The organism is Streptomyces sp. R818 (genome assembly GCF_056172735.1).
In genome coordinates this window covers 40,783-65,474 of record NZ_JAOCNE010000016.1, presented here as the reverse complement: position 1 = coordinate 65,474, position 24,692 = coordinate 40,783, and the positions used below count along the sequence as shown (strand labels likewise).

22 protein-coding genes and 1 pseudogene are annotated in these 24,692 nt (G+C 71.7%); 11 read left to right on the top strand and 12 right to left on the bottom strand.

Annotation, left to right across the window (positions count from 1 at the left end; genetic code table 11):
• Positions 1-11: 11 nt before the first annotated feature.
• Positions 12-2,501 (bottom strand): tetratricopeptide repeat protein, encoded by a 2,490-nt coding sequence (locus N5I75_RS38885; RefSeq protein WP_476685154.1) that lies wholly within the window; start codon positions 2,499-2,501, stop codon positions 12-14.
• A gap of 159 nt (positions 2,502-2,660) precedes the next feature.
• On the opposite strand from N5I75_RS38885, the gene N5I75_RS38880 reads away from it, so the two are divergent.
• The 3 genes from N5I75_RS38880 (at position 2,661) to N5I75_RS38870 (ending at position 4,728) form a co-directional block, all read left to right on the top strand.
• Positions 2,661-3,341: a TetR/AcrR family transcriptional regulator gene (locus tag N5I75_RS38880; protein WP_476685152.1), complete on the top strand. Its 681-nt coding sequence runs from the start codon at positions 2,661-2,663 to the stop codon at positions 3,339-3,341.
• Between the two features lie 97 nt (positions 3,342-3,438).
• A complete protein-coding gene (locus N5I75_RS38875; protein ID WP_476685150.1) occupies positions 3,439-3,651 on the top strand; it encodes a hypothetical protein in 213 nt (70 codons plus the stop codon).
• A 117-nt stretch (positions 3,652-3,768) separates the two neighbouring features.
• On the top strand, positions 3,769-4,728 hold the full coding sequence (locus N5I75_RS38870; protein ID WP_476685149.1) for an alpha/beta hydrolase: 960 nt from the start codon (positions 3,769-3,771) through the stop codon (positions 4,726-4,728).
• A 7-nt stretch (positions 4,729-4,735) separates the two neighbouring features.
• On the opposite strand, the gene N5I75_RS38865 is transcribed toward N5I75_RS38870, so the two are convergent.
• Complete coding sequence (locus N5I75_RS38865; RefSeq protein WP_476685148.1) at positions 4,736-5,203, bottom strand: SsgA family sporulation/cell division regulator; 468 nt, start codon at positions 5,201-5,203, stop codon at positions 4,736-4,738.
• A gap of 245 nt (positions 5,204-5,448) precedes the next feature.
• On the opposite strand from N5I75_RS38865, the gene N5I75_RS38860 reads away from it, so the two are divergent.
• A complete protein-coding gene (locus tag N5I75_RS38860; RefSeq protein ID WP_476685147.1) occupies positions 5,449-6,240 on the top strand; it encodes an alpha/beta hydrolase in 792 nt (263 codons plus the stop codon).
• A 9-nt stretch (positions 6,241-6,249) separates the two neighbouring features.
• Here N5I75_RS38860 and N5I75_RS38855 read toward each other — a convergent pair.
• A pseudogene (locus N5I75_RS38855) lies at positions 6,250-8,981 on the bottom strand (helix-turn-helix transcriptional regulator).
• Positions 8,982-9,202: 221 nt separating this feature from the next.
• Between N5I75_RS38855 and N5I75_RS38850 the strand changes: the two are divergent.
• Positions 9,203-10,705: an MDR family MFS transporter gene (locus N5I75_RS38850; protein WP_476685146.1), complete on the top strand. Its 1,503-nt coding sequence runs from the start codon at positions 9,203-9,205 to the stop codon at positions 10,703-10,705.
• A gap of 19 nt (positions 10,706-10,724) precedes the next feature.
• Here the strand turns inward: N5I75_RS38850 and N5I75_RS38845 are convergent, their stop codons facing one another.
• From N5I75_RS38845 to N5I75_RS38835, 3 genes are all read right to left on the bottom strand, one after another.
• Complete coding sequence (locus N5I75_RS38845; RefSeq protein ID WP_476685145.1) at positions 10,725-11,612, bottom strand: helix-turn-helix domain-containing protein; 888 nt, start codon at positions 11,610-11,612, stop codon at positions 10,725-10,727.
• Between the two features lie 211 nt (positions 11,613-11,823).
• On the bottom strand, positions 11,824-12,684 hold the full coding sequence (locus N5I75_RS38840) for an alpha/beta fold hydrolase (protein WP_476685144.1): 861 nt from the start codon (positions 12,682-12,684) through the stop codon (positions 11,824-11,826).
• 51 nt (positions 12,685-12,735) lie between these two features.
• A complete protein-coding gene (locus N5I75_RS38835; protein WP_476685143.1) occupies positions 12,736-13,815 on the bottom strand; it encodes an alpha/beta fold hydrolase in 1,080 nt (359 codons plus the stop codon).
• Between the two features lie 287 nt (positions 13,816-14,102).
• On the opposite strand from N5I75_RS38835, the gene N5I75_RS38830 reads away from it, so the two are divergent.
• Positions 14,103-15,545, top strand: coding sequence for an aldehyde dehydrogenase (locus tag N5I75_RS38830; protein WP_476685142.1), 1,443 nt, complete (start codon positions 14,103-14,105; stop codon positions 15,543-15,545).
• A gap of 210 nt (positions 15,546-15,755) precedes the next feature.
• Here N5I75_RS38830 and N5I75_RS38825 read toward each other — a convergent pair whose 3' ends face one another.
• Positions 15,756-16,310: a hypothetical protein gene (locus N5I75_RS38825; RefSeq protein ID WP_476685141.1), complete on the bottom strand. Its 555-nt coding sequence runs from the start codon at positions 16,308-16,310 to the stop codon at positions 15,756-15,758.
• Between the two features lie 283 nt (positions 16,311-16,593).
• On the opposite strand from N5I75_RS38825, the gene N5I75_RS38820 reads away from it, so the two are divergent.
• A complete protein-coding gene (locus N5I75_RS38820; RefSeq protein WP_476685139.1) occupies positions 16,594-17,022 on the top strand; it encodes an SRPBCC family protein in 429 nt (142 codons plus the stop codon).
• A 145-nt stretch (positions 17,023-17,167) separates the two neighbouring features.
• Positions 17,168-17,533, top strand: coding sequence for a response regulator (locus N5I75_RS38815; protein ID WP_476685137.1), 366 nt, complete (start codon positions 17,168-17,170; stop codon positions 17,531-17,533).
• Between the two features lie 247 nt (positions 17,534-17,780).
• Here the strand turns inward: N5I75_RS38815 and tnpA are convergent, their stop codons facing one another.
• On the bottom strand, positions 17,781-18,197 hold the full coding sequence (tnpA, locus tag N5I75_RS38810; protein ID WP_476684532.1) for an IS200/IS605 family transposase: 417 nt from the start codon (positions 18,195-18,197) through the stop codon (positions 17,781-17,783).
• A 25-nt stretch (positions 18,198-18,222) separates the two neighbouring features.
• Here tnpA and N5I75_RS38805 point away from each other — a divergent pair, with 25 nt between their 5' ends.
• Positions 18,223-19,446, top strand: a complete 1,224-nt coding sequence (locus N5I75_RS38805) for an RNA-guided endonuclease InsQ/TnpB family protein (protein WP_476685136.1) — start codon at positions 18,223-18,225, stop codon at positions 19,444-19,446.
• A 56-nt stretch (positions 19,447-19,502) separates the two neighbouring features.
• On the opposite strand, the gene N5I75_RS38800 is transcribed toward N5I75_RS38805, so the two are convergent.
• The gene (locus tag N5I75_RS38800) at positions 19,503-20,165 is read right to left on the bottom strand and encodes a response regulator transcription factor (RefSeq protein ID WP_476685134.1); all 663 of its coding nucleotides are present in this window, start codon (positions 20,163-20,165) and stop codon (positions 19,503-19,505) included.
• Positions 20,166-20,388: 223 nt separating this feature from the next.
• Here N5I75_RS38800 and N5I75_RS38795 point away from each other — a divergent pair, with 223 nt between their 5' ends.
• Positions 20,389-20,802, top strand: coding sequence for an SsgA family sporulation/cell division regulator (locus tag N5I75_RS38795; RefSeq protein ID WP_476685132.1), 414 nt, complete (start codon positions 20,389-20,391; stop codon positions 20,800-20,802).
• A 168-nt stretch (positions 20,803-20,970) separates the two neighbouring features.
• On the top strand, positions 20,971-21,795 hold the full coding sequence (locus N5I75_RS38790; protein ID WP_476685130.1) for an oxidoreductase: 825 nt from the start codon (positions 20,971-20,973) through the stop codon (positions 21,793-21,795).
• 45 nt (positions 21,796-21,840) lie between these two features.
• Here N5I75_RS38790 and N5I75_RS38785 read toward each other — a convergent pair whose 3' ends face one another.
• The 3 genes from N5I75_RS38785 to N5I75_RS38775 form a co-directional block, all read right to left on the bottom strand.
• On the bottom strand, positions 21,841-23,244 hold the full coding sequence (locus tag N5I75_RS38785) for a CHASE3 domain-containing protein (RefSeq protein WP_476685128.1): 1,404 nt from the start codon (positions 23,242-23,244) through the stop codon (positions 21,841-21,843).
• A 296-nt stretch (positions 23,245-23,540) separates the two neighbouring features.
• Positions 23,541-23,696 (bottom strand): hypothetical protein, encoded by a 156-nt coding sequence (locus N5I75_RS38780; RefSeq protein WP_476685126.1) that lies wholly within the window; start codon positions 23,694-23,696, stop codon positions 23,541-23,543.
• A gap of 86 nt (positions 23,697-23,782) precedes the next feature.
• On the bottom strand, positions 23,783-24,631 hold the full coding sequence (locus tag N5I75_RS38775; protein ID WP_476685125.1) for a LysR family transcriptional regulator: 849 nt from the start codon (positions 24,629-24,631) through the stop codon (positions 23,783-23,785).
• Between the last annotated feature and the right edge of the window lie 61 nt (positions 24,632-24,692).

The window sequence follows — 24,692 nt, the reverse complement described above, 5'->3', positions numbered from 1 at the left end:
ACCGGCCTGCGTCAGCGGGGCGCGGGCAGCTCGTTCGCTCTGGTCCGCAGCTCCTCCGCGCGCGGGTTGCCGATGTCGCTCAGCAGATCGGCGGCCCGCAGCCAGCTCGCCCGGGCCTCCTCCGCGTCCCCGCGTTCCCGCTGCGCCGACGCCATGTGGTCGAGGACGTCGGCCTGGTTGTAGGCGTCGAGGACCTCTTCGTAGAGCTGGAGCGATCTGCGGTAGTCGGCGATCGCGGCGTCGAGGTCGCCCAGCCGGTGCCGGGCGTAGCCGATGCTGTCCCAGGTCGCGGCCTCGCTGCGGCGGTTCCCCGTCTCGCGCAGGATCGGCAGCGCCTGTTCGCAGCAGTCGATCGCCTGCCGGTGCTCGCCGAGCAGGGTCAGATACCAGCCGACGGCGTTGAGTTCGCGCGCCGCGCTGCCGCGGTCCCCGAGCGTGCGGAAGAGCGCCAGGGCCCGCCGGGCGTGGTGCAGGGCCTCGGCGTGCCGCCCCTGCCGGCCGCGCACCCAGCCGACGCTCCGCTCGGTGCCGGCCCGCAGCGCGGGCGGCAGCCGGTCCAGCTGCGCGAGCATGACACTCACCTGCTCCTCCGCCTCCTCGGCCTGGCCCGTCTCGGCGAGGGCGCGCGCCAGGCCGGCGCTGTTGCGGGCGATGGCGACCGGATCGTCCAGGACGAGGGCGGCCTCCAGACCGATCCGCTTGGCGGAGATCTCGTCGGCCCAGCGGCCCAGGACGGAGTAGTAGCTCACCCAGTCGCGCGTGAGGTCCATCCGGTAGCGCAGCAGCCGCGGGTCCTCCACGGCGCGCAGGGCGGCCTCGACGGTCGACTCCTCCTGGCGGAACCACTCCAGCGCCTCCTCGCGGCTGTCTACGGCGACCCGCACCACGCCCTCGGCCGGGGGAGCGGCCGGTTCGAGTCCGGGGCTGCGGTCGAGGACCCCGGTGGCCGCGTTGGCGTTGTGCCGCAGATAGTCCAGGAGCCGGGTCTCGGCGCCGAACCGGTCGTCCTGCTCCTGCTCGACGAGCTCGGCGCCGTAGACGCGCAGCAGATCGTGCAGCACGTACCGGCCCTCGGCGTCGCGCGACAGCAGATTCGCGGCGGCCAGCTCCCGCAGGTGACGGCGGCCCTGCGCCATCGCCACACCGGCGAGCGAGGCGGCGGCCTCCGCCGACACCGACGGCCCCGGGTGCAGGGCGAGGTGGCGGAAGAAGCGGGCCGTCGCGGGGGCCAGGGCCCGGTAGGACCAGGAGAGGACGGCACGGACGTCACCACGACGGTCGCCGACGGACGGGGCCCGGCCGTCGGCGGACGGGGCTCGGCTGTCGGTGGACGCAGCGTCGGCAGGCAGGGCCCGATCGTCGGCAGGCAGGGTCCGGCTGTCGGCGGACACGGTGTCGGCAGGCAGAACCCGGTCGTCGGCGGGCAGGGTCCGGTCGTCGGCAGGCAGAACCCGGTCGTCGGCAGGCAGGGCCTGGTCGTCGGCAGGCAGGGTCCGGCCGTCAGCGGGCACGGCGTCTGGGATCGAGGCGTCGGCCGACAGGGCGTCGAGGCGTGAGCGCGAGCGCCGCAGTTCGCGCACGGCGGCGGCGAGCGGGGCGCGCGGGTCGGCATGCAGCTGGGCGCCGACGATGGCGATGGCGAGCGGCAGGTACGCGCACAGTGCCACCAGCTCCGCGGCAGCGGCGGGCTCGGCCCGGCACCGCTCGGCGCCGATCCGCGCGGCCAGCGCCGCCAGCGCCTCCTCCCGCGTCCACACGTCCAGGTCGACCATCGAGGCGCCCTCGGCGACGGCGAGACCGGAGAGCCGGCTGCGCGAGGTGACGAGGGTCAGACATCCGGCGGACGCCGGCAGCAGCGGCCTGACCTGCTCCTCGTTGCGCGCGTTGTCGAGGACGACGACCAGCCGCAGGGACGCCGCCCGCTCCTGGAACAGGGCGCTGCGCTCCGCGGTGCCGCGCGGTACGTCGCCGCTGGGCACCCCGAGCGCGTCGAGGAACCCGCCCAGGGCCTCGCCGGGATCGAGCGGCAGTCCGGAGTCGTCGAAGCCGCGCAGGTTCACATACAGCTGGCCGTCCGGGAAGCGGTCCGCCACCCGGTGGGCCCAGTGCACGGCGAACGTCGTCTTGCCCACCCCCGCCATGCCGCCGATCGCGGAGACGACGACATGCCGGCCGGCGCCGGACGTCTCCCGGGTCAGCTCCTCGACGACGGCCAGGGCCCGTTCGCGGCCACGGAATGCGGCGAGCCCGGGCGGCAGTTGCCGCGGAACCTGCCGCCTGCGCTGCGTGGAGGCCTCGACGAACCGCCGCCGCTCGTCCTCGGACAGCTCCAGGGCGTCCATCAGCTCGCTCAGCGTCGCCCGGCGGGGAAGGCTCTGGCCCCGCTCCATGTCGCTGATGGCGCGGACGCTCACACCGGACGCCTCGGCGAGGCTCTCCAGGGTGAGCAGCGCACGCTGCCGCGCCTCCCGCAGCAGCCGCCCGAACGCCGTTCTGTCCATCCACACCCTCCGCGCCACCGCTCGAACCGGCCGCGAGCCCACCAGCTGGGGAACGACCGCCGCACCACGTCCCACCAGCCGGTGTTCGACTAGAGGCCACTGGCACTTTACAGTCTGCCGAGAGACGACAGCAGCCCCTCGACACCCGGGACAGCGACGATGACAGACGACCGGCCGGCGCAGTTCCAGCGGGCGCGCAGCGCCGAGCAGCGCGAGATCCGCAAGCGGGACATCCTCGACACCGCGACGCGGTTGCTCGCGGAGATGCCCGTCAGGGACATCAGCCTGCGCGAGCTGAGCCGGCGCGTGGGCCTGTCGAAGACCAACGTCGTGCGCTACTTCGAGACCAGGGAAGCGGTCTTCTTCGAGCTGCTCAACCGCGAACTAGCCCGCTGGATCGAGGAGTTGACCGGCGAACTGGCAGCGGGCGAGGCGGCCGGGCCGCTGCCGCCCAAGGGCGTGACCGAGGCCGTCGCCCGGTCGTTGGCCGACCGCACCACCCTGTGCGAACTGATCGGCTCGCTCGGCTCCGAACTCGAACGGAACATCTCCGCCGAGTCGGCACGCGACTTCAAACTCGCTCACACCCGACTCCTCGGCACACTCGCCGACCTGCTGCGCGCACACATCCCCGCGCTGGACCCGGCCGCCGCCCGCGAGGCGGTCTCCCTGACCATCGTCTGCACGGCAGGCCTCTGGCCCTTCGCCCACCCCTCCCCGGCCGTCGTCGAGGCCCAGCGGGACCCGGAGCTCGCCGCCACGAAGGTCGACTTCGCCGAGCGCCTCGCCCGCATCCTGCACCTGGCCGTCACGGGCATGCTCGTCGACCGTCAGGGATAACCGTCTTGACGGGTTACGTGTGAGCGAGGAGAGTGATGCCTGTCCGGGATACGTACGGACGCGCATACGGACGTGATCCGTGAAGTGGAGGACGGTCATGACCCAGAAAGCCACCACCGGAATCGCCGGTACCACCGACACCGCCGCGGCGGCGCGGCACGCGCGCTTCGGGAAGCTCCCCGAGCGCATCCGCGTCGAGGACACCACCCAGGGCGTGGACAGCAGGCTGGACGCCAAGGTCAACGGCGGATACCACCCCGAAGGGCAGTGGCAGCACTTCTCCTGCCTCGCCCTCGATCTGGGCCTGTGAGGGGGAAGGTTCCTTCCCGGGCAGAAACCTGGCTCTCCCCCCTCCGCCGGTTTGGCGCGATCGTGGAGATGTTCCCGGCAACGGGAGAAACCCACACACACATCTCAGGGAGACCTCATGTCCCAGACCAGCGCCCCCTCCGGAACCGTCGCCCTCGAAAGTGTCACCTTCGACAGCGCCGGTCTCCGGATCGCCGCACACCTGTACACCCCCGACGCCCAGGCGGCGGGCCCCCGCCCGGCCCTCGTGGTCGGTCACCCCGGCACCAGCGTCAAGGAACAGACGTCCGGCACCTACGCGCGGCGGATGGCGGAGCGCGGCTTCGTCACCCTCGCGTTCGACGCCGCGTACCAGGGCGAGTCCGGCGGTCTGCCGCGCGGCCTGGAGGATCCCGCTCAGCGAGTGGAGGACTTCAAGGCCGCCGTCTCCTTCCTCTCCACGCGGGACGAGGCCGACGCCGACCGCATCGGCCTGCTCGGCATCTGCGCCTCCGGCGGCTACTCGCTCTCCGCCGCCGGCGGCGACCACCGCGTCAGGGCCGTCGCCACCGTCAGCGGTGTGGACGTCGCCCGCCAGTTCCGGCTCGGCGCCGACGGCACCCAGGACCCGGCCGTCTTCCAGAGCCTGCTCGACGCCGCCGCGCGGGCACGCACCGCGGCGGCCCGCGGCGAGGACCCCGGGGTGATGACCATGTTCCCCGAGACCGCCGAGCAGGCCGGCGAACTCGGCGGCGAGCACGGGGTGGAGGGCTTCGAGTACTACTGCACGCCGCGCGGCGAGCACGAGCGTTCGGCGAAGTTCCTCGCCTGGGAGAGCCTCGACAAGCTCGCCTTCTTCGACGCCTTCCACGCGGTGCCGCTGATCGGCCCCCGCCCGCTGCTCCAGGTCATCGGTGGCCGCGCGGTCACCTCCTGGATGGCCGTCGACGTCCACCAGCGGGCCACCGGGCCGAAGGAGCTGTACTGGATCGACGGCGCCAGCCACGTCGACCTGTACGACCGCAAGGAGCACATCGACATCGCCGTCGACAAGCTCACCGACTTCTACGCCGCCCATTTCGCCCCGATGGCCCGCTGACGGCCCGTCACGCCCCCGGCCGGATCAGCTCCGCGCTCGCGCGGTCCCAGTCGGCCGCGGAGAACTCCGCACCGGCGGGGACGACCTCGTAGGTGTACTCCAGCCATCGCGCCAGCGGCCGTACGGGCAGCTCGAACAGGGCGGCCATGTCGCCGGAGGCCAGTTGCAGCCGGGCGACGGCCGCGTCCCGGTCCGCGTACGCCGGCCAGATCTGTACGTCACCGAGACCGCTCGCCGAGTACAGCCCCTGCCGGAGCAGGTCGCGGCCGATCCGCCACGCCGCGCGAGGGCCGCCCTCGACGAGGAACTCCACGCGGACGGTCAGGGGCGACCCGGGGTCGAAGGCGAACTCCGCCCTGACCGCCTGCCGGGCCGAGACGCCCAGCACCCGCTCGATGTCCAGGACCAGCTCGGGGCCGTGGTCGTACGGCGCCGCCGTCCCGGGAGCCCGGACATCGAAATGGTTGCCGCTCATGACGAGAGGCCCTTCTGTGGGGCGGAAAGCTGACGCGCCCCACTGTCGTCCCCGCGCGACCGCCGTACATAAGTAAGTTGACCGTCGTCCTGCGCCGGCTCCCGCGGTGCGCACGGTCGCGCGGACCGTCCGGCCGCCGACATTAAGTCATTCGACTGTCGCCCATGATCCGCGCCTGAACGATGCTGAATCCGTCGCCCGCGTGCCGGTGCGCGTGAAGGTCGTCATGCCCGGAGGAGCCAGCCGTGAACCGTACGCCCGTCGTCTTCATCCATGGTGAGTGGCTGCACGCGCTGTCCTGGGAGTCATGGGCCGAGCGCTTCACCGGGCGCGGATTCGTCAGCCTCGCCCCCGGCTGGCCGGGGGAGGCGCCGGACGCCGGTCGGATGCGCCGCTCTCCCGCGTCCTCCGGCGACCTCGGTCTGCGGGCCCTGACGGAGCATTACGCGGGGATCGTGCGCTCCTTCGACACGGCGCCCGTCCTCGTCGGGCACGCGGTCGGCGGCCTGGTGGCCCAGCACCTGATCGGCGTCGACCTCGGCCGGGCCGCGGTGGCCATCGCGCCCGCCCCGGTCAACGACATCCCGTGGCCCGGGGACCGGCCCGCGCTGTGGCCCGGGGACGGGGCGAGCACCGGTCCGCGGGTGCCGCTCGCCCCGGAGCGGTTCCGCGCGCTCTTCGCCAACACCCTCGACGCGGCGGAGGCCGAGCGGCTCTTCGACCGGTACGTGGTGCCCGCTCCCCGCCGACTCCTCACCGAGCTGGGCGGTACGGGCCCCGGGCGCGGCCCGTACGCCGTGGCGGACACCGGCAACACCGGCCGGGGCCCGCTGCTGCTCGTCTCCGGACAGGAGGACCTGTACGTCCCGGACTCCGTCACCAGGGCCGCGTACAAGGCCTACGGCGATTCCACGGCCGTGACGGACCTCAAGCAGTTCGCGGACCGCGCGCACTCCCTCGTCGTGGACAACGGCTGGCGTCACGTCGCCGACCACGTCCTCGGCTGGCTCGACGACCAGGGCGTGCGGGCACAGTGACCGGCGCGCTCACAGGGTGCGCTCGTCGGCGACCTTGGCGAGGGCGTCGCGCAGCGCGGCGCGGGAGGCGATGCCGAGCTTGGGGAAGACCCGGTACAGGTGCGAGCTGACGGTGCGCGGCGAGAGGTGCATCCGCTGGCCGATCTCCTTGTTGGTCAGACCGCTCGCCGCGAGGTCGGCGATGCGGCGCTCCTGCCAGGTCAGCGCGGTGAGGTCGGCCGAGGGCGCGAGCGGGGAGGCGCCGGTGGCCCGCAGTTCGGCCCGGGCGCGCTCGGTCCAGGCGGGCGACCCGAGCCGTTCGAAGGCCTCCGCCGCCAGCGTGAGCGGCAGGCGTGCGGCCTTGCGCCCCGGGTGTGGCGGAGCCGGATGCCGTGCGCGAGACGGATGCGCGCGAGTTCGTAGGGGTGGTCGGCGGCGTGCGGATGGGTCTCGGCGCGCTGGTACAGGGCCTCGGCCTCGGCGGCATCCCCACTCGTCATGGCGAGGGCGCCGTAGGTGATCAGGGCGAGACGGGGGGAGATGCCGGGGAGGCGGGCGGCCTCGGCCGCGAGGGCGTGGGCGCGGGCCTGCTCGGCCCGCCCGGTGTGCAGGGCCGCCTCGACGAGGTCGAGGAGGGTGCGGGGCGCCTGGTGCGCGTAGGGCCGGAAGGTGCCGGGGGGTGTGATGCCGATCGCGTGGAGGTAGGCGGCCTCGTGGTCGCCCTCGGTGAGGGCGGCGGTGGTGCCGATGGTGTCGGTGATCTGGGTGAGGAAGCCGACACCGCGCGGGCGCGCCCAGGCGTCGACCTCGGCCTGCAGCTCCCGGGCCCGTTCGAGATCGCCCCGCAGCGCGGCGATCTGCCCCAGGTAGGCGTGGGTGTGCTGGGTGAACAGATCGTGCTGATGGGCCCTCGTCAGCTCCAGGCACCGCTCGCCGGTGCGCTCGGCCGCACCCCACTCACCGGCCGCGATCTGGCCGAGCATGATCAGGTGCAGCATCGTCATGCCGTCGGCGAGGGCGCCCGTCTCCACCTCGCGGTCCACGGTGCGCTGCAGGTGGGGCCGGTACCGGCCGAGGGTGTCCACGTGGTACGCGGCGACCCCGAGCCGGGTGACGTCCCACGGCTCCCGGTCGCCGGGGGCGGCGAAGGCGCGCTCGACCCGTTCGTGCACACCGGCGCCGCGCAGCACCACGTCCCCCCAGGCGTCCTGGTAGATCCGCGAGTGCGGGGAGACCAGATCGCCGAGGCTGTCGAGGAGTTCGTGGGTGCGCTGCCAGGCGGCCTCGTCACTCGCGTACTGGGTGATGGCCAGCAACAGGTCGACCAGGCGCGTGAGGACGGTGTCCGGTCCGCTCACCCCCGTCTCGCGCATGGTCTCGATCGCCGCGCAGACCTGGCGGTGCGAGGTGCGTACGTCCCCGTCCTCGAAGAGCGCGACGTACCCCGAGGTGACCACCGAGCTGGGTGACGCGCCGGGCCCCGGGCCGCTGCCCGAGCGGACCAGCCTGCGGGCCTGGTCCAACTGTCCTGAGTGCCCGGCGATGTAGGCCGCGCTGCCGAGGCGCCGGGAGCGCGCCTCGTGGCTCTCGCTCAGCTCCGCCGCCCGGGTCAGCCAGGCTACGGCGGCCTGCGCGCCGCCCTGCACCGTCGCGGAGTCCGCCGCCGCGTCGAGGACGGCCGCGACCTCCTCGTCGGGGTCGACCGTCGACGCCGCCAGGTGGGTGGCGCGGCGTTCCAGGTCGTCCCGGTGCACCTCGGCGAGCAGGGCGTGGGCCGCGCGCCGTTCGTTGGGTGTCGCCGTCTGGACGACGGTCGAACGCACCAGGGGATGGCGGAAGACGAAGTCGCCGGTGAGCGGATCGACGTCGAGCAGACCGCACTCCGCTGCCTCGTCGGCCCCGGTCATGCGGTAGCGGGTGCCTCGCGGGCTGCCCGCCGTCGCACCGGCACCGTCGAGCGCGCCGCGCAGCAGCTCCGCGCGCACCCCGGCGCCGAGTGCCTTGATCCGGTCGCCGTACACGTGCTGCAGGCGCACGGGGAGCGGGATGCCGGTGTACCCGGGCAGGGCACCGGAGGTGTGCCCCGACCGCCGTACGTACGGCGGGAGTTCGAGCAGGGCCAGCGGGTTGCCCTGCGCCTCGTCGAGGACGAGGCGGCGGATCCGGGGGTCGAGACCCGGATGGCGGGCGTCGAGGAGCTGCTCGGAGGCCTTCTCCGACAGCGTGGTGACCGGCAGCTCCGGCAGCGCGGCCGTGTCGAAGCCCGAGCGCAGGTCGGCGCGGAGCACGACGGCGAGCTTCACCGAGCTGCCGGTCAGCCGGCGCCCGACGAAACCGATCACCGCGGTGCTGGCGGCGTCCATCCACTGCCCGTCGTCGACCACGAGCAGCAGGGGTTTCTCCGACGCCGCGAGGGAGAGCAGGTCGAGCACGGCGATGCCGAGTGTCATGACCGAGGGAGGTGTGCCCTGGCTCCGGCCGAAGACGACGTCGAAGACCCTGCGGTGCACGGCGTCGAGGCGGTCGATGGAGGACAGCAGCGGGTACAGGAACTGGTGCAGACCGGCGAACGGCAGCTCCGACTCCGCCTCGACCCCGGCGGCACGGATGACCCGATACGTGTGCGCAGCCGCGAGGGCGGCCACATGTTCGAGGAGCGCGCTCTTGCCGACACCCGTGTCACCGCGCAGGACGAGGGACCGGCCCCCGCTGTCGGCCACGAACGCCGCCAGCGCCTCCTGTTCGCTCTCCCGGCCGATCATCGTCCCGTTGAGGATCCCCACGTGTGTTTCTCCGTCACCTGTCATACCCGGCCGACCCACCTCGAGCAGCAGCGTCTCACACGTGTGCGAGACACATATGAGCCAGGAGACAAGTGCTACAGTAGAGTGACAGTTAAGCGGGTGTATGTCGCTTCCGCGAGCCGCATAGTGCGCTGGAATCGCCACACCGCCCGAGCGATCACTCCGGAAAGGCACGCCCGATGTTCACGGCACAGAAGACACAACGGTCCGCACCGCCCGCGGCAGGCGGCGTCGCCGCGGCCATGAGCGCGCTGATCCTCGCGGTCCTCCTGGCCGCCCTGGACCAGACGATCGTCTCCACCGCGCTGCCCCGGATAGCCGAGGAGCTGAACGGGTTCGACGACATCGCCTGGGTCAGCGCCGCCTACCTGCTCGCCTCCACGGCGGTGACCCCGCTGTGGGGCAAGCTCGGCGACATGTTCGGCCGCAAGCGGCTCTACCTGACCTCCACCGCGATCTTCCTCGCCGCCTCGGTCGCCTGCGGACTGGCGCGCGACCTGCCCGAGCTGATCGGCGCCCGCGTGCTCCAGGGCGTGGGCGGCGGCGGCATGATCGTGCTGACCTTCGCCCTCGTCGGCGACATCGTCGCCCCGCCCGAACGCGGCCGCTACCAGGGCATGTTCGGCTCGGTCTACGGTGTCGCCAGCATCGTCGGCCCCCTCCTCGGCGGCGTCTTCACCGACCAGCTCTCCTGGCGCTGGGCCTTCCTGATCAACCTGCCCGTCGGCATCGTCGCCCTGGCCATGGCCGCCCGCGCGCTGCCCGCCACCACTCGCGGCGCCGGGGACCGCAACCGCATCGACGTCCTGGGCGCCACCGTCCTGGCCGCCATCGCCACCGGACTGGTCCTCATCACCTCCTTCGGCGAACGCTGGGGCTGGGGCTCACCGGCCATCGTCGGCCTGATCGCCGCCACCCTCGCCCTGGCCGCCGTGCTGCTCCCGGTCGAGCGCCGCGCCGCCGCCCCGGTCCTGCCACCGGCCATGCTCGGCTCGCGGACCGTGGTCTTCTCCGCGCTGATCGGCTTCTTCGCCAACGCCGCGATGTTCGCCGTCCTCGTCTACCTGCCGACCTACCTGCAGATCGTCCACGGAGTCTCGGCCACCCTGTCCGGCGTCCACATGCTGCCGCTGGTCGCGGGTCTGGTCATCAGCCAGTCGCTGGCCGGACGCTGGGCCGCGCACGTCGAACGGCTGCGGACGATCCTGCTCGCCGGCCTCGCCGCCAACCTCGCCGGGCTGCTCCTCCTCGGCACCATCGGCGCGACCACCGGCACCCTGGTGCTGAGCGGCTACTTCCTGCTCACCGGCGTCGGCATCGGCATGGTCCCCATGGTCGTCCTGACCACCGTCCAGAACAGCGTGCCCGCCTCCGACCTGGGCGCCGCCAGCGCCGTGGTCACCTTCTCCCGGTCCATCGGCGCGGCCTTCGGGGTCGCCGTCCTCGGCACCCTGCTGAACAGCGGCTTCGCCGACCGTGCCCGGGCTCTGCCGACCGGCGGGGGCTTCGACGCCGCCCGCCCCGACACCATCGGCCGGCTGCCCGCCGCCCTGCGCGACACGGCACTGGACGCCTTCGCCCACGCGACCGCCACGGGCTACCTCTGGATCGCCCCGGCCCTCGCCGTCGGACTCGTCCTCGCCCTCTTCCTCCAGCCGTCCCGCAAGAACGCCTCGGTGTGAGGTGCGGGCCGGGCAGGGTTCACGGGGTCCGGGTCTCCGCCGGTTCCGCGTCGGGCCGGTCCGCCCGGTCCGCCGTCCAGGCGGTGAGGATGCGCAGGGCGTCGTGGGAGGGGCCGCCGGTCTCGGCGGTCAGCACCATCAGACGCTGACCGGAGCCGTCGCCCCCGGCCCAGGTGTCGCAGTCCAGGGTGAGGTCGCCGACCAGGGGGTGGCGGTAGTGCTTGGTGCCGTACGTGGCGCTGTTGACGCGGTGCTCGGCCCACCAGGCGCTGAAGTCGGCGTCCCGCAGGGTCAGATCACCGACGAGGCGGGCGAGTTCGGGATCGTCCGGGTCGGCGCCGGCCTCCATGCGCAGCGCGGCGACCGCGTCGCGGGCGTCGTGAGCCCACTCCCGGTGCAGCTCCCGGACCGCGGGGTCGGTGAACATCAGGCGCAGGTAGTTGCGGCGGTCCGGCGGGATCGCGGCGAAGTCGGTGTACAGCGCGACGGCGGGGCGGTTCCACGCCAGGACGTCCAGGCGCCGCCCGAGGACGAGCGCGGGCGTCTCCGGCAACTGGGCGAGCAGTCGGCGCATCGCGGGCCGTACCTGCTGGGCGGGGCGGCGGGTGCGGCGCGGCAGGTCGTCGGTCCGCCCGGCCACCTCGTAGAGGTAGCTCTGCTGGTCCTCGTCGAGGCGCAGGGCGCGCGAGAGGGTCTCCAGGACGGCGGCGGAGGCCCGGACGCGGCCCTGTTCGAGCCGGGTGTAGTAGTCCACGCTGATCGCGGCCAGCAGGGCGACCTCTTCGCGCCGCAGTCCGGCGACCCGGCGGGAGCCCGTCCGCGGCAGGCCGCACTCGCGCGGGTCGAGACCGGCCCGGCGGGCCCTGAGGAACTCCCCGAGCGTACGGGCGTCGGAGGACGGGTTCATGACGTGGGTGCTCCCGCGGTCCGCACACGTATGAGGTGTGCCGGGTGGTGTCAGTGGTCGATGTCAGTAGACGGGATCAGTAGACGGGGTCAGCAGTCGGTGTCGGTGGTCGGTGACAGTGGCCGGTGTCAGTCGGCGTGTCCGTCGGCGATGTCCTTGGCGCCGTCCGAGGGCGGCGGGGCTGCTGGGGGCCCCGCCGCCCTCGGCGGGGTCAGTGGGTGGTGGCGCGGGCGGCTCGCTCGATCACGTCGGCCACCAGGTGCGGGTGGGAGACGGCGACGGAGTGCGACGCGGCGACCTCGGTGGTGTGCGCGTGCGCGCGGCGGGCCATGAAGCGCTGTACGGCGACGGGGATGTTGAGGTCGTCCTTGGTGACGACGGACCAGCTCGGCTTGGTCCTCCAGGCCGCCGAGGTGGCCTTCTCCTCCAGGGCGGCCTGGGCGACGGGGCGCTGCGCGGCGGCCATCAGGGCGGCCTGCTGCGCGGGCACGTCTGCGGCGAACTGGTGGCGGAACTTGTCCTGCCGGATGTAGAGGTCGGTGGCGGCGGTGCCGTCGGCCTGCTGGTAGGTGACCGGGTCGAGGGCGTCGGGGAGGGTGGAGCCCGGGTACTTGTCGGTGAGTTCCAGGGCGGTCTCACCGGGGGCGGGCAGGAAGGCCGCGACGTAGACCAGGGCCTTGACGTCGGGGTCGCCGGTGGCGGCCTGGCTGATGACGTTGCCGCCGTAGGAGTGGCCGACGAGGATCTTGGGGCCCTCGATGTGGTCGAGGACCGTGCGCAGGGCGGCCGCGTCGGCGGCCGGGCCGCGCAGCGGGTTGGCGGCGGCGACGACCGGATAGCCGTCGGCGCGCAGATCGGCGACGACCCCGTTCCAGCTCGAGCCGTCGGCGAACGCGCCGTGCTCCAGGACGACGGTCGGCTTGGGATGCCGACCGGCGTCGGCGCTCCTCGCGGGCCCGTCCGCGCCGTTGGCGGTGCCGCTGAGGGCGAACGCGCCGAGCGCGAGCCCCGCCGAGGCCACCGCGACCGTGACCGTGGTCGATCGCTTGCGGCGACCCTTGATGCTCACCATGACAGGAGTTCCTTCCAGCAATGCGGTACAGGGGATACGTGCAGGGGTGCTTCAGAGGTGGTCGGCGTCGACCACGGCCTGGGCGAAGGCGGTCGGCGCCTCCTGCGGCAGGTTGTGCCCGATGTCGGCGATCGTGCGGTGCAGGTAGGGGCCCGTGAAGTGGGAGCGGTACCCGGAACCGTCGCCGGGCGGCGCGGTGAAGGGGTCGAGGGCCGCGTCGAGGGTGACCGTCGGCACGCCGATGGAGGGCTGCGCCCAGAGCCGCTTCTCGTAGCGGTCGTAGCGGGGTTCGCCCTCGACGAGGCCGATGCGCCAGCGGTAGTTGAAGAGCACGATGGCGGCGTAGTCGGGGTTCTTGAAGGCCTCGGCGGTGCGGTCGAAGACGGCGTCGGAGAAGTTCCAGTTGGGGGAGACGAGCGTCCACACGTAACGGCACAGGTCGATGCGCTTCGTCTCGTCCTCCATGGCCTTCTTGCCGCGCTCACTGGCGAAGTACCACTGGTACCACCAGTTGTGCTCCACGGCCGGGGCGGCCGGGTCCAGCTGCGCGTTGACGTTGGTGATCAGGTAACCGCTGGTGGAGACCATGGAGGTGACCCGCTCGGGCCACAGGGCGGCGATGACATCGGCGGTGCGTGAGCCCCAGTCGAAGCCGGCGAGGAGCGCCTTGGGGATCTTCAGGGCGTCCATGAACGCGATGATGTCGAGGGCGACGGCGGACTGTTCGGCCGTGCGCGGGGTGCGCCGGGACAGGAAACGGGTGCTGCCGTGCCCGCGCAGGTACGGGACGAGCACCCGGTAGCCCTGGTCGGCGAGGAGCGGGGCGACGTCGACGTAGCTGTGGATGTCGTACGGCCAGCCGTGCAGCAGCAGGACGACGGGGCCGTGCGCGGGACCGAGTTCGGCGTAACCGATGTTCAGCACACCCGCCCTGACGTGCTTGAGCACCGGGAAGCCCGTGTGGGTACCGGGGGTGATCGTGGGCACGACGGGGGCGGCGGAAGCGGACGAGGCCCCCGGTCCGCGCCCCGCGGACGCCGCGGACGCGGAGCCCTGCAGCCCGGCCAGGGAGACCGCGGCCGCGCCGGTCCCCAGACCGACGGCCTTGCTGAAGGTACGCCTGTTGATCATGTCGAACCCTTTCGATGTGTGCTCGGTGCCAGCGACACACACTCTGGTTCGCCGCGTAACCGGCGACAACAGTCATCTGACGGTCGGACGAGGACGACGCCACCGCACACACACGGAACAGACGCTAAGTCATGCGACTGACGTGTGAGGCGCCACTGCCGGTGTAGAAACATATCTACCGCGAGGTCCACGGAAGTGAGCGGTTGTGGGCAAGAAGTGCTACATTGAAGTGGCAGTTAAAGATGCAAGCGCCCTACGGGTCGACAGCAGCGGAAGAGGGAAAGCTCATGATCACCTACGACAAGCTCTACATCGGCGGCTCCTGGGTCGAGCCGAGCGATCCCGGGCTGCTCGACATCGCCTCCCCGCACGACCAGGCGCCGATCGGCCGCGCCGCCCAGGCCCGCCCGGCGGACATCGACCGTGCGGTGGCCGCGGCCCGCGCCTCGTTCGACAAGGGGGAGTGGCGGCTGACCCCGCCGGCGGAGCGGATCGCGCTGCTGCGCCGCTTCAACGCGCTGCGCGAGGAGAACGCGGAGCGGGTCGCGCACCTGATCTCCCTGGAGAACGGCTCGGCGGGCTGGTTCACCCGGGCCGGGCAGCCCGGCCTGACCCGCCAGGCGAACGCCTACCTGAAGGCGGCCGAGGAGTTCGGCTGGGAGGAGACCCTCGCCCCCTCCGACCCGTCGTCGCCCGTACGCAGTGTGGTGCGCCGGGAGGCGATCGGCGTGGTCGCCGCGGTCATCCCGTGGAACTCGCCCTTCTCCTCGGCCACTTCGAAGGTCATCCCCTCGCTGCTCGCGGGCAACTCCGTCGTCCTGAAGGTGTCTCCGGAGAACTCGCTGAGCATGGGCTTCCTGGCCGAACTCCTTGAGCGGTCGGGTCTGCCCGAGGGCGTGGTCAGCGTGGTGCCCGCGGACCGGGAGACCAGCGAGTACCTGGTGTCGCACCCGGACGTCGACAAGATCGCGTTCACCGGCTCGACACGCGCCGGGCGCCGCATCGCCTCGATCGCCGGCGAGCAGCTCAAGCGGGTCAGCCTGGAACTCGGCGGCAAGTCGGCGGCCGTCATCCTGCCCGACGCCGACATCGCCAAGGCCGTCGCGGGCCTGAAGTTCGGCTCCCTGCTCAACAACGGCGAGTCGTGCATCGCCCAGACCCGCATCCTCGCGCCGCGCGAGAGGTACGAGGAGGTCGTCACGGCCCTGAAGGACCTGGTCGGCTCGTTGAAGGTCGGCGACCCGAACGACCCCGACACCTTCATCGGCCCGATGATCCGCCCCGACCAGCAGCAGCGGGTGCGCGACTACATCCGGCTCGGCATCGAGGAGGGCGCCCGCCTGGTCACCGGCGGCCCGCAGGTCCCCGAGGGCCTGGAGAAGGGCAACTACGTGACGCCCACCGTCTTCGCCGACGTGGACAACTCCATGCGGATCGCGCAGGAGGAGATCTTCGGCCCGGTCCTGGTCGTCATCGCCTACGAGGACGAGGACGACGCCGTACGGATCGCCAACGACTCCGAGTACGGGCTCTCCGGCGGCGTCTGGTCCGGCGACGAGGAGCACGCCCTGGCCGTCGCCCGCCGCATCCGCACCGGCACCGTCACCGTCAACGGTGCCTCCGTCGCCTTCGACGGCCCGTTCGGCGGCTTCAAGGCGAGCGGCATCGGCCGCGAGTACGGGGCGGTCGGCCTCGGCACGTACACCGAGTACAAGACGATCACGGTCTGACACGGACGCGCGCACCAACGGCCCGTGCGCATAACCCTCTTGACGGGTGATGAAAGGTGTTGCATTATGTCATCGTCACCATTTGGACGGGTGACAACGCGAGTTGATGCGTGCAAGACCTCACCGCAGTCCGCCCCGGGCCTCCTCGGGTCCAGGGCCACCGACGCGGTCCCGGCGCGGCTGAACCCCCTCGCCGCGCCGGGGCCGCCCTCAAGCGTCGGACTGCTTCACCAGGGTGTACATGACGGAGCGCTGCTGCTTGTGCCGCCGGATGCGTCCCTTGGCGACGAGGGACTCAAGGGTGTTGCGCACCACCTGCGGTGTCGGGTTGCGGTCGGGGTGCTCCTTGAGCAGCTCGTCCCGCAGCTCCTTGGCCAGGAGGGGCTCGTCGTACTGGTCGAGGATCTTCATGAGCAGGTCGCCGAGCAGTGCCTGCCGCGGCTTCCCCTCGGCGCCCGCCCTGCCCGGGGCGCCCGCCGACGCGGCCCTCCCCGGCGCCGCACGCCGCGAAGCGGTCCCGGCCGCGCCCCGCTTCGACTTGGCGGCGACCGGCTCGTCCTGCAACTGCTCCGGCAGGCGGGAGGCGTCGGCGAAACCCTCGTACCGCTCGGCGAGGCTGATGATGTCCGCCAGGAGGGCCTCCTCCTGCTTCAGCATCGAGATCCTCTCCTTCAGCTCCTGCTGCAGGCGGCGGTTCTCCTCCAGGTCCGACGCGGCTTGCTCGACGTACCGCGATCGGAGCGCTGCGGCTGACTGGCTGGTCACAACCGTTCACTCCCTCGATATGAATGACGTGCGCATGGTACCCACGTCACGAGGCACATGCTGATAAGTGTCGACGGCCGAAGTTCGCCCGGCATGTTCGCTCCCACGATAAGCGCTGAAGTGTCCGCGCACATAGAAAAGGGCGGCTCTTCGCCGACGAATCATGGTCATACGTATGACGGCGGAGCGACGGGCAGGCGCGGAACCGTCTTGACGGGTGACGCCCGTCGTGAAACTCTCACATCACCACTCAGGCCAGTTACTTTTCGAATGAGGGAAAACCATGGCGGTCGTCCGTTTCCAGCTCGTCTCCCAGCTCGCCCCCAAGGACGTGCTGGGGGTGCTGACCGACTTCGGTCCCTCCCGCGCGCAGTCCTGGCCCACCATCGACGCCGAGCACTTCGAGGTCCACGACCTGGGTGACACCTGGGCCGAGGTCACCGAAGGCACCGCCGCGGCCTGGGAGCGGGCCCGCTACGAGTGGCAGCCGGCCGGCGACACGGTCACCGTCACCACGCTGGACTCCAAGCTCTTCGGGGCAGGCGGCGGCTGGGTCTTCACGATGACCCCCGAGGGCGACGGCACCCGGATCGGCGTCGAACTGACGCGGCAGCCCGCCACGCTCAAGGGCAAGATGCTCGCCTCGCTCCTGCCCCTGGTCGCCCCCGGCTCCCTGCGCAAGTCGTTCGCGGGCCCGCTGCAGGCCAAGTGACGCGCCACGACGCCACCTGGGCCGAGCGGCGCGCCCCGGGGCGTCGACCGGAGCCGACCCCGGGGCCGGGCCCTACATGCGTGGTACACAAACCGTAGGGCAGCCCCTATGGTCCCGCCGTCGGACCGTCAGGCATGCTGACAGCATGTGCATCGACATCGTCGTCGTCGACGACGACCCCGGATTCCGCCGCATCGCCACGATGCTGCTGACGGCGCGCGGTCTGCGGGTCGTGGCGGAGTCCGGGGACGGCGCCTCGGCCCTGGCCGCGGTGCGGGCACACCGCCCCGACGGGATGCTGCTCGACCTGCACCTGCCCGACACGGACGGACTGACGGTCGCACGTCAGGTCACCGACGAGGAGGACCCGCCGCGCATCGTCCTGACGTCCACCGACAAGTCGCCCTGGTCGCCCGAGGAACTTGAGCGGGCGGGCATCGAGTCCTTCGTCGCCAAGGACCGGCTGGCCGACGCGGACCTGCGCCACCTGTTCGCCCCTGCCGCGCCCTGAGCGCTCGCGCGCCCGCCCGTTCCGCGCGCCCGCCCGTTCCCCGCGTCGGCCCGACAGCCGGGACGCGGCACGGGCCGAGGCTACCGGGATTCATTCGCAGTGCATCGGGCTTCAGCCCGGTGGTGAAGCGAATCTTGTCGTGGCGACGCGGAGCGCCGCGGATTCCTGGCCGGCGGAGCCGGGTGCCGCGTGTTCACCCGTGGCGCGGAGCGCCGCGATGGCTGGTCCCGGCGTAGCCGGGCGATGCTCACACCGGTCGGTTCTGTTGCTCGATGTACTGCTTGACCACGGAGAGCGGGGCGCCGCCGACGGTTCCTGCGAAGTAGGAACCGGACCAGAGCTTGTTGGCCCGCCAGTAGTGCTGTACCAGCTCGGGGAACTCCTGGCGCAGGCGGCGGGAGGAGACACCCTTGAGGGAGTTGACGAGCTTGGTGACGGCGACCTTGGGCGGGAAGTTCACCAGGAGGTGGACGTGGTTGTTCTCGCCGTTGAACTCCACCAGTTCGCACTCGAAGTCCGCGCACACCGAGCGCATGATCTCCTCCATACGCGTCAGGTGAGCGTCCGTGAACACTTCGTGCCGAAACTTGGTTACGAAGACCAAGTGCACATGCATCACGAAAGCACAGTGCCGACCAGTTCTGATTTCCTGCATCTCACCCATAACCCAAGTACGTATCGAGGCCGTCATGCAGCTTCGGTACAGCTTCCGCCTGTACCCGGACACCGGCCAACGCATCGCGCTGACCCGAGCGTTCGGGTCCGCCCGCGTCGTGTTCAACGACGCGGTGCGCGCCCGCGAGGAAGCCCGGAAAGCGGGCGCAGCCTTCCCGACGGCCGGTGAGCTGTCCAGGAAGCTGATCACCGAGGCAAAGCGGACGGTGGGGCGGTCCTGGCTGGGCGAGGTCTCCGCTGTGGTACTCCAGCAGTCCCTGCGCGATGCGGAGTCCGCGTACCGGAACTTCTTCGCCTCGCTCAAGGGCGAGCGTAAGGGAGTCAAGAGCGGTGCGCCCCGGTTCAAGTCCCGCAAGGACAGCCGTCAGTCGATCCGGTTCACGGCCAATGCCCGCTGGTCGATCACCGGTAGCGGGCGGCTGAACCTGCCGAAGGTCGGTGCGGTGAAGGTGAAGTGGTCCCGGACCCTGCCCGCCTCCCCCTCCTCCGTCACCGTGATCAAAGACGCGGCCGGACGCTATTTCGCGTCCTTTGTCATCGACATGGACCCGGCCGCCGACGCCACCGCGATGCCCGACAGCGACCAGATGGTCGGCATCGACCTGGGCCTGACGCATTTCGCCGTCTTCTCGGACGGCCGCGTGATCAACTCTCCGCGGTTCCTGCGCCGCGCGGAGAAGAAGCTGAAGAAGGCCCAGCGGGATCTGTCCCGTAAACAGAAAGGCTCCAAGAACCGCGAGAAGGCCCGCCTGAAGGTCGCCCGCGCCCACGCACAAGTGACCGACGCACGCCGCGAGTTCCACCACCAGCTCTCCACGAAACTGATCCGCGAGAACCAAGCGATCGGTGTGGAGGGCCTGGCGGTCAGGGGACTGGGGCGCACCAGGCTGGCCAAGAGCGTGCATGATGCGGGCTGGGCACAGTTCGTGGCCATGCTGGAATACAAGGCGGTCAGGTACGGGCGCACCCTGGTGAAGATCGGCAGGTTCGAGCCGACCTCCCAGACCTGTTCGGCCTGCGGCGTCAAGGACGGCCCCAAACCTCTCCACATCAGAGAGTGGACCTGCCCCGTGTGCGGCACGGTCCATGACCGGGACCACAATGCCGCGAAGAACGTGAAAACGGCCGCCGGACTGGCGGTCGCAGCCTGTCGAGCGCAGGTAGGACCAGGACTCGTTCTGGCACAGCGCGACGAAGCAGGAAGCCACGGATTCTCCCCCGAACCCCGTGCCACGTAGCGGCACAGCAACGGACGAGAAGGCCAGAATCCTCGGGCTTCAGCCCGAGGAGCAAGTCAATGCCCGAGGTAGCGCAGCACCGCCGCCACCCGCCGGTGCTGCCCCGAAGCCGTCTGGCTGAGCCCCAACTTCAAGAAGATGCCGGTCACATGGCGCTCCACGGCGGCGACACTCACGAAGAGCTGTTCCGAGATGCCCGTGTTGGAGTGGCCCTCGGCCATCAGCGCCAGGACCTGCCGTTCCTTCGGCGTCAGCGCGGCCAGCGGATCGTCCTGCGGACGCTTGCGCCCGAGCAGCGCCGAGATCACGTCCGGGTCGAGCGCCGAGTCCCGGGCCACGACCCGCTCGACGGCGTCGACGAGGAGCCGCGGGCTCGCCACTTTCTCCTTGAGCAGGTAGCCCACGCCCCGGGGATCGTCCCCGACGAGGTCGAGAGCGTAGGAAGCCTCCAGGAACTGGGACAGCACGATCACGGCGGTGTCCGGCCGCGCGGCCCGGATCCTGCGCACCGCGAGCAGCCCGTCCGCCTCCAGTGCCGGCGGCATCCTGATGTCGGTGATGACGACGTCGGGCAGGTGTTCCTCGGCGACGCGGACCAGATCCACCGCGTTGTCGACGGCCGCGACGACATCGATGCCCGCCCTGCCGAGAATGGCCATGATGCCTTCGCGCACGATCGGCTGGTCCTCTCCCAGCACTGCCCGCAGTGGTTGCCCCATGACCGCATCCTAGCCCGCGCGCCCCCGCACACGTGTCACACATGTTCCGGGAAGTGTGGGGTGCACCCTACGGACACCTCATGGGGACACCCCAGTAGGGGCGAGGGGACGCACGACAGACCAAGGCGCCTGCCCGCACCGAGACTTGGGGCCGACGCCCAGGACAGCCCGACGTGTCGAGTCCGGACCACCGGCGGACTCCCCAGGACCCGAGGAGAAACCCATGAACACCAGCCACCTCGCACTGACGATCACCCGCTGGCTGGGCGGCGACAACCTCGTGGAGGTGCCCTGCGAGTTCTCCTACGACGCGGGTGACCCGCTCGCCGTCACCGTGACCTTCAAGGTGGGGGAGGAGTGGTCGGTGCGCTGGGTCATCGCCAGAGAGTTGCTGGCCCAGGGGCTGGTCACCCGCAGCGGGGTCGGCGATGTGGTGCTGTGGCCGGTGTACGACGCGGACGGCGAGGACGGCGAGCCCGCCACGCTCGGGATGCGGCTGGGCAACACGAACATCGCGCTCTTCGAGATCGCCGCCGAGCCGGTCGCGCAGTGGCTCGCACAGACCTACGCGCTGGTCGCGCCGGGGACGGAGTTCGACGGGGTGAACTGGGACGAGCTGCTCCAGCCCGCGGAGTGACGGCGACGAAGCGAGTGAGCGGGCAGACACATGTGTCTCCGCGTGTGCCCATCGACAAGAGGCCAGTGGACTCTTATAGTAATCCCGCATAAAGGTCCAGTGGCCTCTTGCGCGCGACACGGCGCGTAAGCCCACCCCCGCACACCCACACAAAGACGAGGAACCGGCATGAACAGAACCTGGCTCATCACAGGCAGCTCCCGCGGACTGGGCCGCACACTCGCCGAGACCGTCCTGAAGGAAGGCCACAACGTCGTGGCCACGGCCCGGCGCACCGAGTCGCTGAAGGACCTTGCCGACACCTACGGCGAGCGGGTGCGCCTGGTGACCCTGGACGTCACCGACCCGGACGCGGCCGAGCGGGCGGTCCAGGCGGCCGTGGACGCCTTCGGCCGGCTCGACGTGGTCGTCAACAACGCCGGCTACGCCGACATGGCCGCCATCGAGGACATGACGGGACAGGCCTTCCGCGACCAGATCGACGCCAACCTCTTCGGCGTCGTCCACGTCACCCGCGCCGCCCTGCCCGTCCTGCGCGCACAGGGCTCCGGGCACATCATCCAGATCTCGTCCGTCGGCGGACGCGTCGGCGTCCCGGGCCTGGGCGCCTACCAGACCGCGAAGTGGGCGGTCGGCGGCTTCTCCGAGGTGCTCGCCCAGGAAGTGGCCCCGCTCGGCATCAAGGTCACCGTCGCCGAACCCGGCGGCATGCGCACCGACTGGGCCGGCTCGTCCATGGCCACCCCGCCGGTCAGCGAGCCCTACCGGGCCGTCGTCGGCGGAGCCATCGGCGCCATCCGCGCGGCCGACGGCAAGCAGCCCGGCGACCCCGGCCTCATCTCCCGCATCCTCATGGACGTCGTAGAGGCGGAGGAGCCCCCGCTGCGCCTGCTGCTCGGCAAGGACGCCGTCGCGGTGGCCGGGCAGATGGCCGACCGCCTCGCCGCCCAGGACGCCCAGTGGCGCGAGGTCAGCGAATCCGCCTCCGTGTGACGAGCGCGGGTGTGGCCTGACATGTGTGGGGACATCGCCCGGCTCTCAGTCCCGGTCCCGGATCGGAATGGTGATCAGCAACGTGGTGCCCCGGCCGGGCGGAGAGTCGATGGTCAGCTTCCCGTCGAACGCCGCCACACGGTCGGCGAGACCCGTCATCCCGCTGCCCGCGCTCGCCTTGCCCACGCCGCCGATCCCGTCGTCGGCGACCTTGATCCGCAGCACGTCCCCGAACTCCACGAGGACATCGACACGGGACGCCTGCGCGTGCTTGACCGCGTTGGTCACGGCCTCGGCCACCACGAAGTAGGCGTTCGACTCGACGGCGGAGGGCATCCTGCGTTCGCCCACGCACTCGACGACGGTGGGCACCGGGCACCGGGAGGCCAGGTCCTTCACCGCCGCCACCAGGCCCTTGACCGTGAGCACCAGCGGATAGATCCCCGAGGCGAGTTCCCGCAGCTCGTTGACGGCGGTCTGCGCGTTGTCGATGGACTGGTCGAGCAGGTCGATCGCGGCCGTCTCGGTGCCGGGAAGCAACTCCCGCGCGAGCCGCAGCCCGATCATCAGGCTGACCAGCCGCTGCTGCGCCCCGTCGTGCAGATCGCGGGCGGTACGCCGGTGGACCGCCTCGGTGTTCTCCATGATGCGACGACGGCTGTCCTGCAGAGAGGAGGCCATGCTGTTGAAGGAGGTGCCCAGCGCCCCGATCTCCGCGATCCGGCTGGGGGCGATCCGCACACCGAGGTCACCGCGCGCGAGCTCCCCGGCCGCGGTCGCCGCCCCGCGCACCGGCCGGACCACCGCGCGGTGCTGGAGCACCGTGAAGACGGCGAACAGCGCCGTGGACGCCGCGAGACCGATCGCGGCGGCGAGCACCGCCTGACGGCTGTTGGCGCCCGCGGCGTCGGTGCGCTCCGCGAGCTGCACGCGCTCGTCGGAGATGTACGTGTCGAACTGGGCCCGCAGCGCGTCCACGCGCCGCTTGCCCTCGGTCGCCTCGCGCAGCGAACCGGCGGCCGGATCACCGTCGCGGACCCTCGCGACCAGCGGAACCGAGAAGTCGTCGAGGAAGGACTCCACTCCCCGCGTGATCCGCTCGGCGGTGTGCCGCTGCTCCCGGGAGGTCGCGCTGTCGGTGAACCGCCGGGTCTCCAGCGGCAGCGCCTTGCGAGCGGCCTCCCACGGTTCGAGGAACTCCGTGCGCTCGGTGATCACATATCCGCGCTGGCCTGTCTCCAGGTCGAGCAGGAGCTGCTCCATGGTGCCCGCCTTGACCAGCGCGGTGCGCGAAGCCCGTCTGGCCGAGATGGAGTTGTTCGCGTCGTTGATCGCCCACAGCAGGACGGCGAACGCGACACCGATCAGCAGGGCGAGCAGCCCGCTCGCCGCGACCGTGAGGCTCGTCAGCCCCAGCGGGCGCCGCCCGCGTTCACGCCCAGCACCCATGGCACGCCCCGCCCCGAGAAGGAAGATGAAACACACAGAGTGTGCAACGTATCTGGGCGGAGCAGAAGACGTGACCGAGAAGCAACCGGCACGCATTGCCTGCACATGTGACACCCGCCCCCGAAACACACACGTGGCTGACCGGGACCGTGCGGGGTGGAGGTCAGACGGTCAGCAGCAGGGGCCGGACGTGAACTCCCGCACACCTGGCCCGTCCGCGACGCGCCGCGAGTGCGGGCGAACGACGAGGGCGGGCGCGGTGGTTGACCGCGCCCGCCCTCGCCCTTCCGTCAGGACTAGAAGTAATGCGTACGTCCGCCGACCTTGCGCCCGCTGGCGCCGAGAACCCACAGAAGTGCGCCGACCACGACGAGGATGCCGCCGATCGTCGTCAGCAGGGAGACACCGACCAGCAGGCCGATGACGAGCAGTATGGCTCCGAGGACGATCATGGTTTCCCTCCTGTCAGGGCGTGGCGCTATGCCTGAGCCCTCAGAACCACCCAGTGCCCCGCCCTGGACGTCATATGCGTCGTCGCTCACAGGACCGTCGCCGCACGCACCAGCCCCGCGACCGCCGTCGAGCGGCTGTGCGGGGGCCAGGCGATGACCGTGGTGACGTCAGGGGCGTCGGAGACCGGTACGGCGACGAGGTTGTCGTGCAGGCCGCTGCGACCCGACTCGGGGACGACGGCGCAGGCCCGGCCGAGGGCGATGAGCTGGGTGAGTTGCGTGTGGTCGCGCACCTGCGGTCCCGGTCCCTCGGGGAAGGAGCCGTCGGGCCGGGGCCAGCGCGGCAGGGGCAGGTCGGACAGGCCGGTGACCTCGGCGAGCCGCACATGAGGGCGGGTGCTGAGCGGGTGGCCCGCAGGGAGGACCGCGACCTGCCCCTCGGTGCGCAGGGTCTCGGTGTCGAAGCCGGCCGTGTCGTCGAAGGGCCGGTGCAGCAGGGCCACGTCGGCCCGCCCGTCGTGCAGCAGCCGTGTCTGCTCACCCGGCCCGCACAGCACGACGTCCACGGTGGCCGCGCCGGGCTCGGCGGCGTAGGCGCCGAGGAGCTTTGCCAGGAGTTCACCGGACGCGCCCGCCTTCGCGGCCAGGACCACGGCGGGGCGGCCGGGCGCGGCGAGGGCGGCCCGGCGGGTGCGCCGTTCGGCGGCCTCGACGGCGTCCAGCGCCGCCCGCGCCTCCCGCAACAGCACCGCGCCCGCCCCGGTCAGCTCGACACCCCGGCTGCCGCGCTCCAGCAGCCGGGCGCCCAGGCGTCGTTCGAGCCCGCCGATCGCCCGCGACAGCGGAGGCTGGGCCATCCCGAGCCGCCGCGCGGCCCGGCCGAAGTGCAGCTCCTCGGCGACCGCGACGAAGTACCGCAGCTCACGTGTCTCCACCCCGCCAGCCTAACCGCGGCGGCCAGGGCCGATACCCGGCCGGTATCGGCCCCCACCCAGA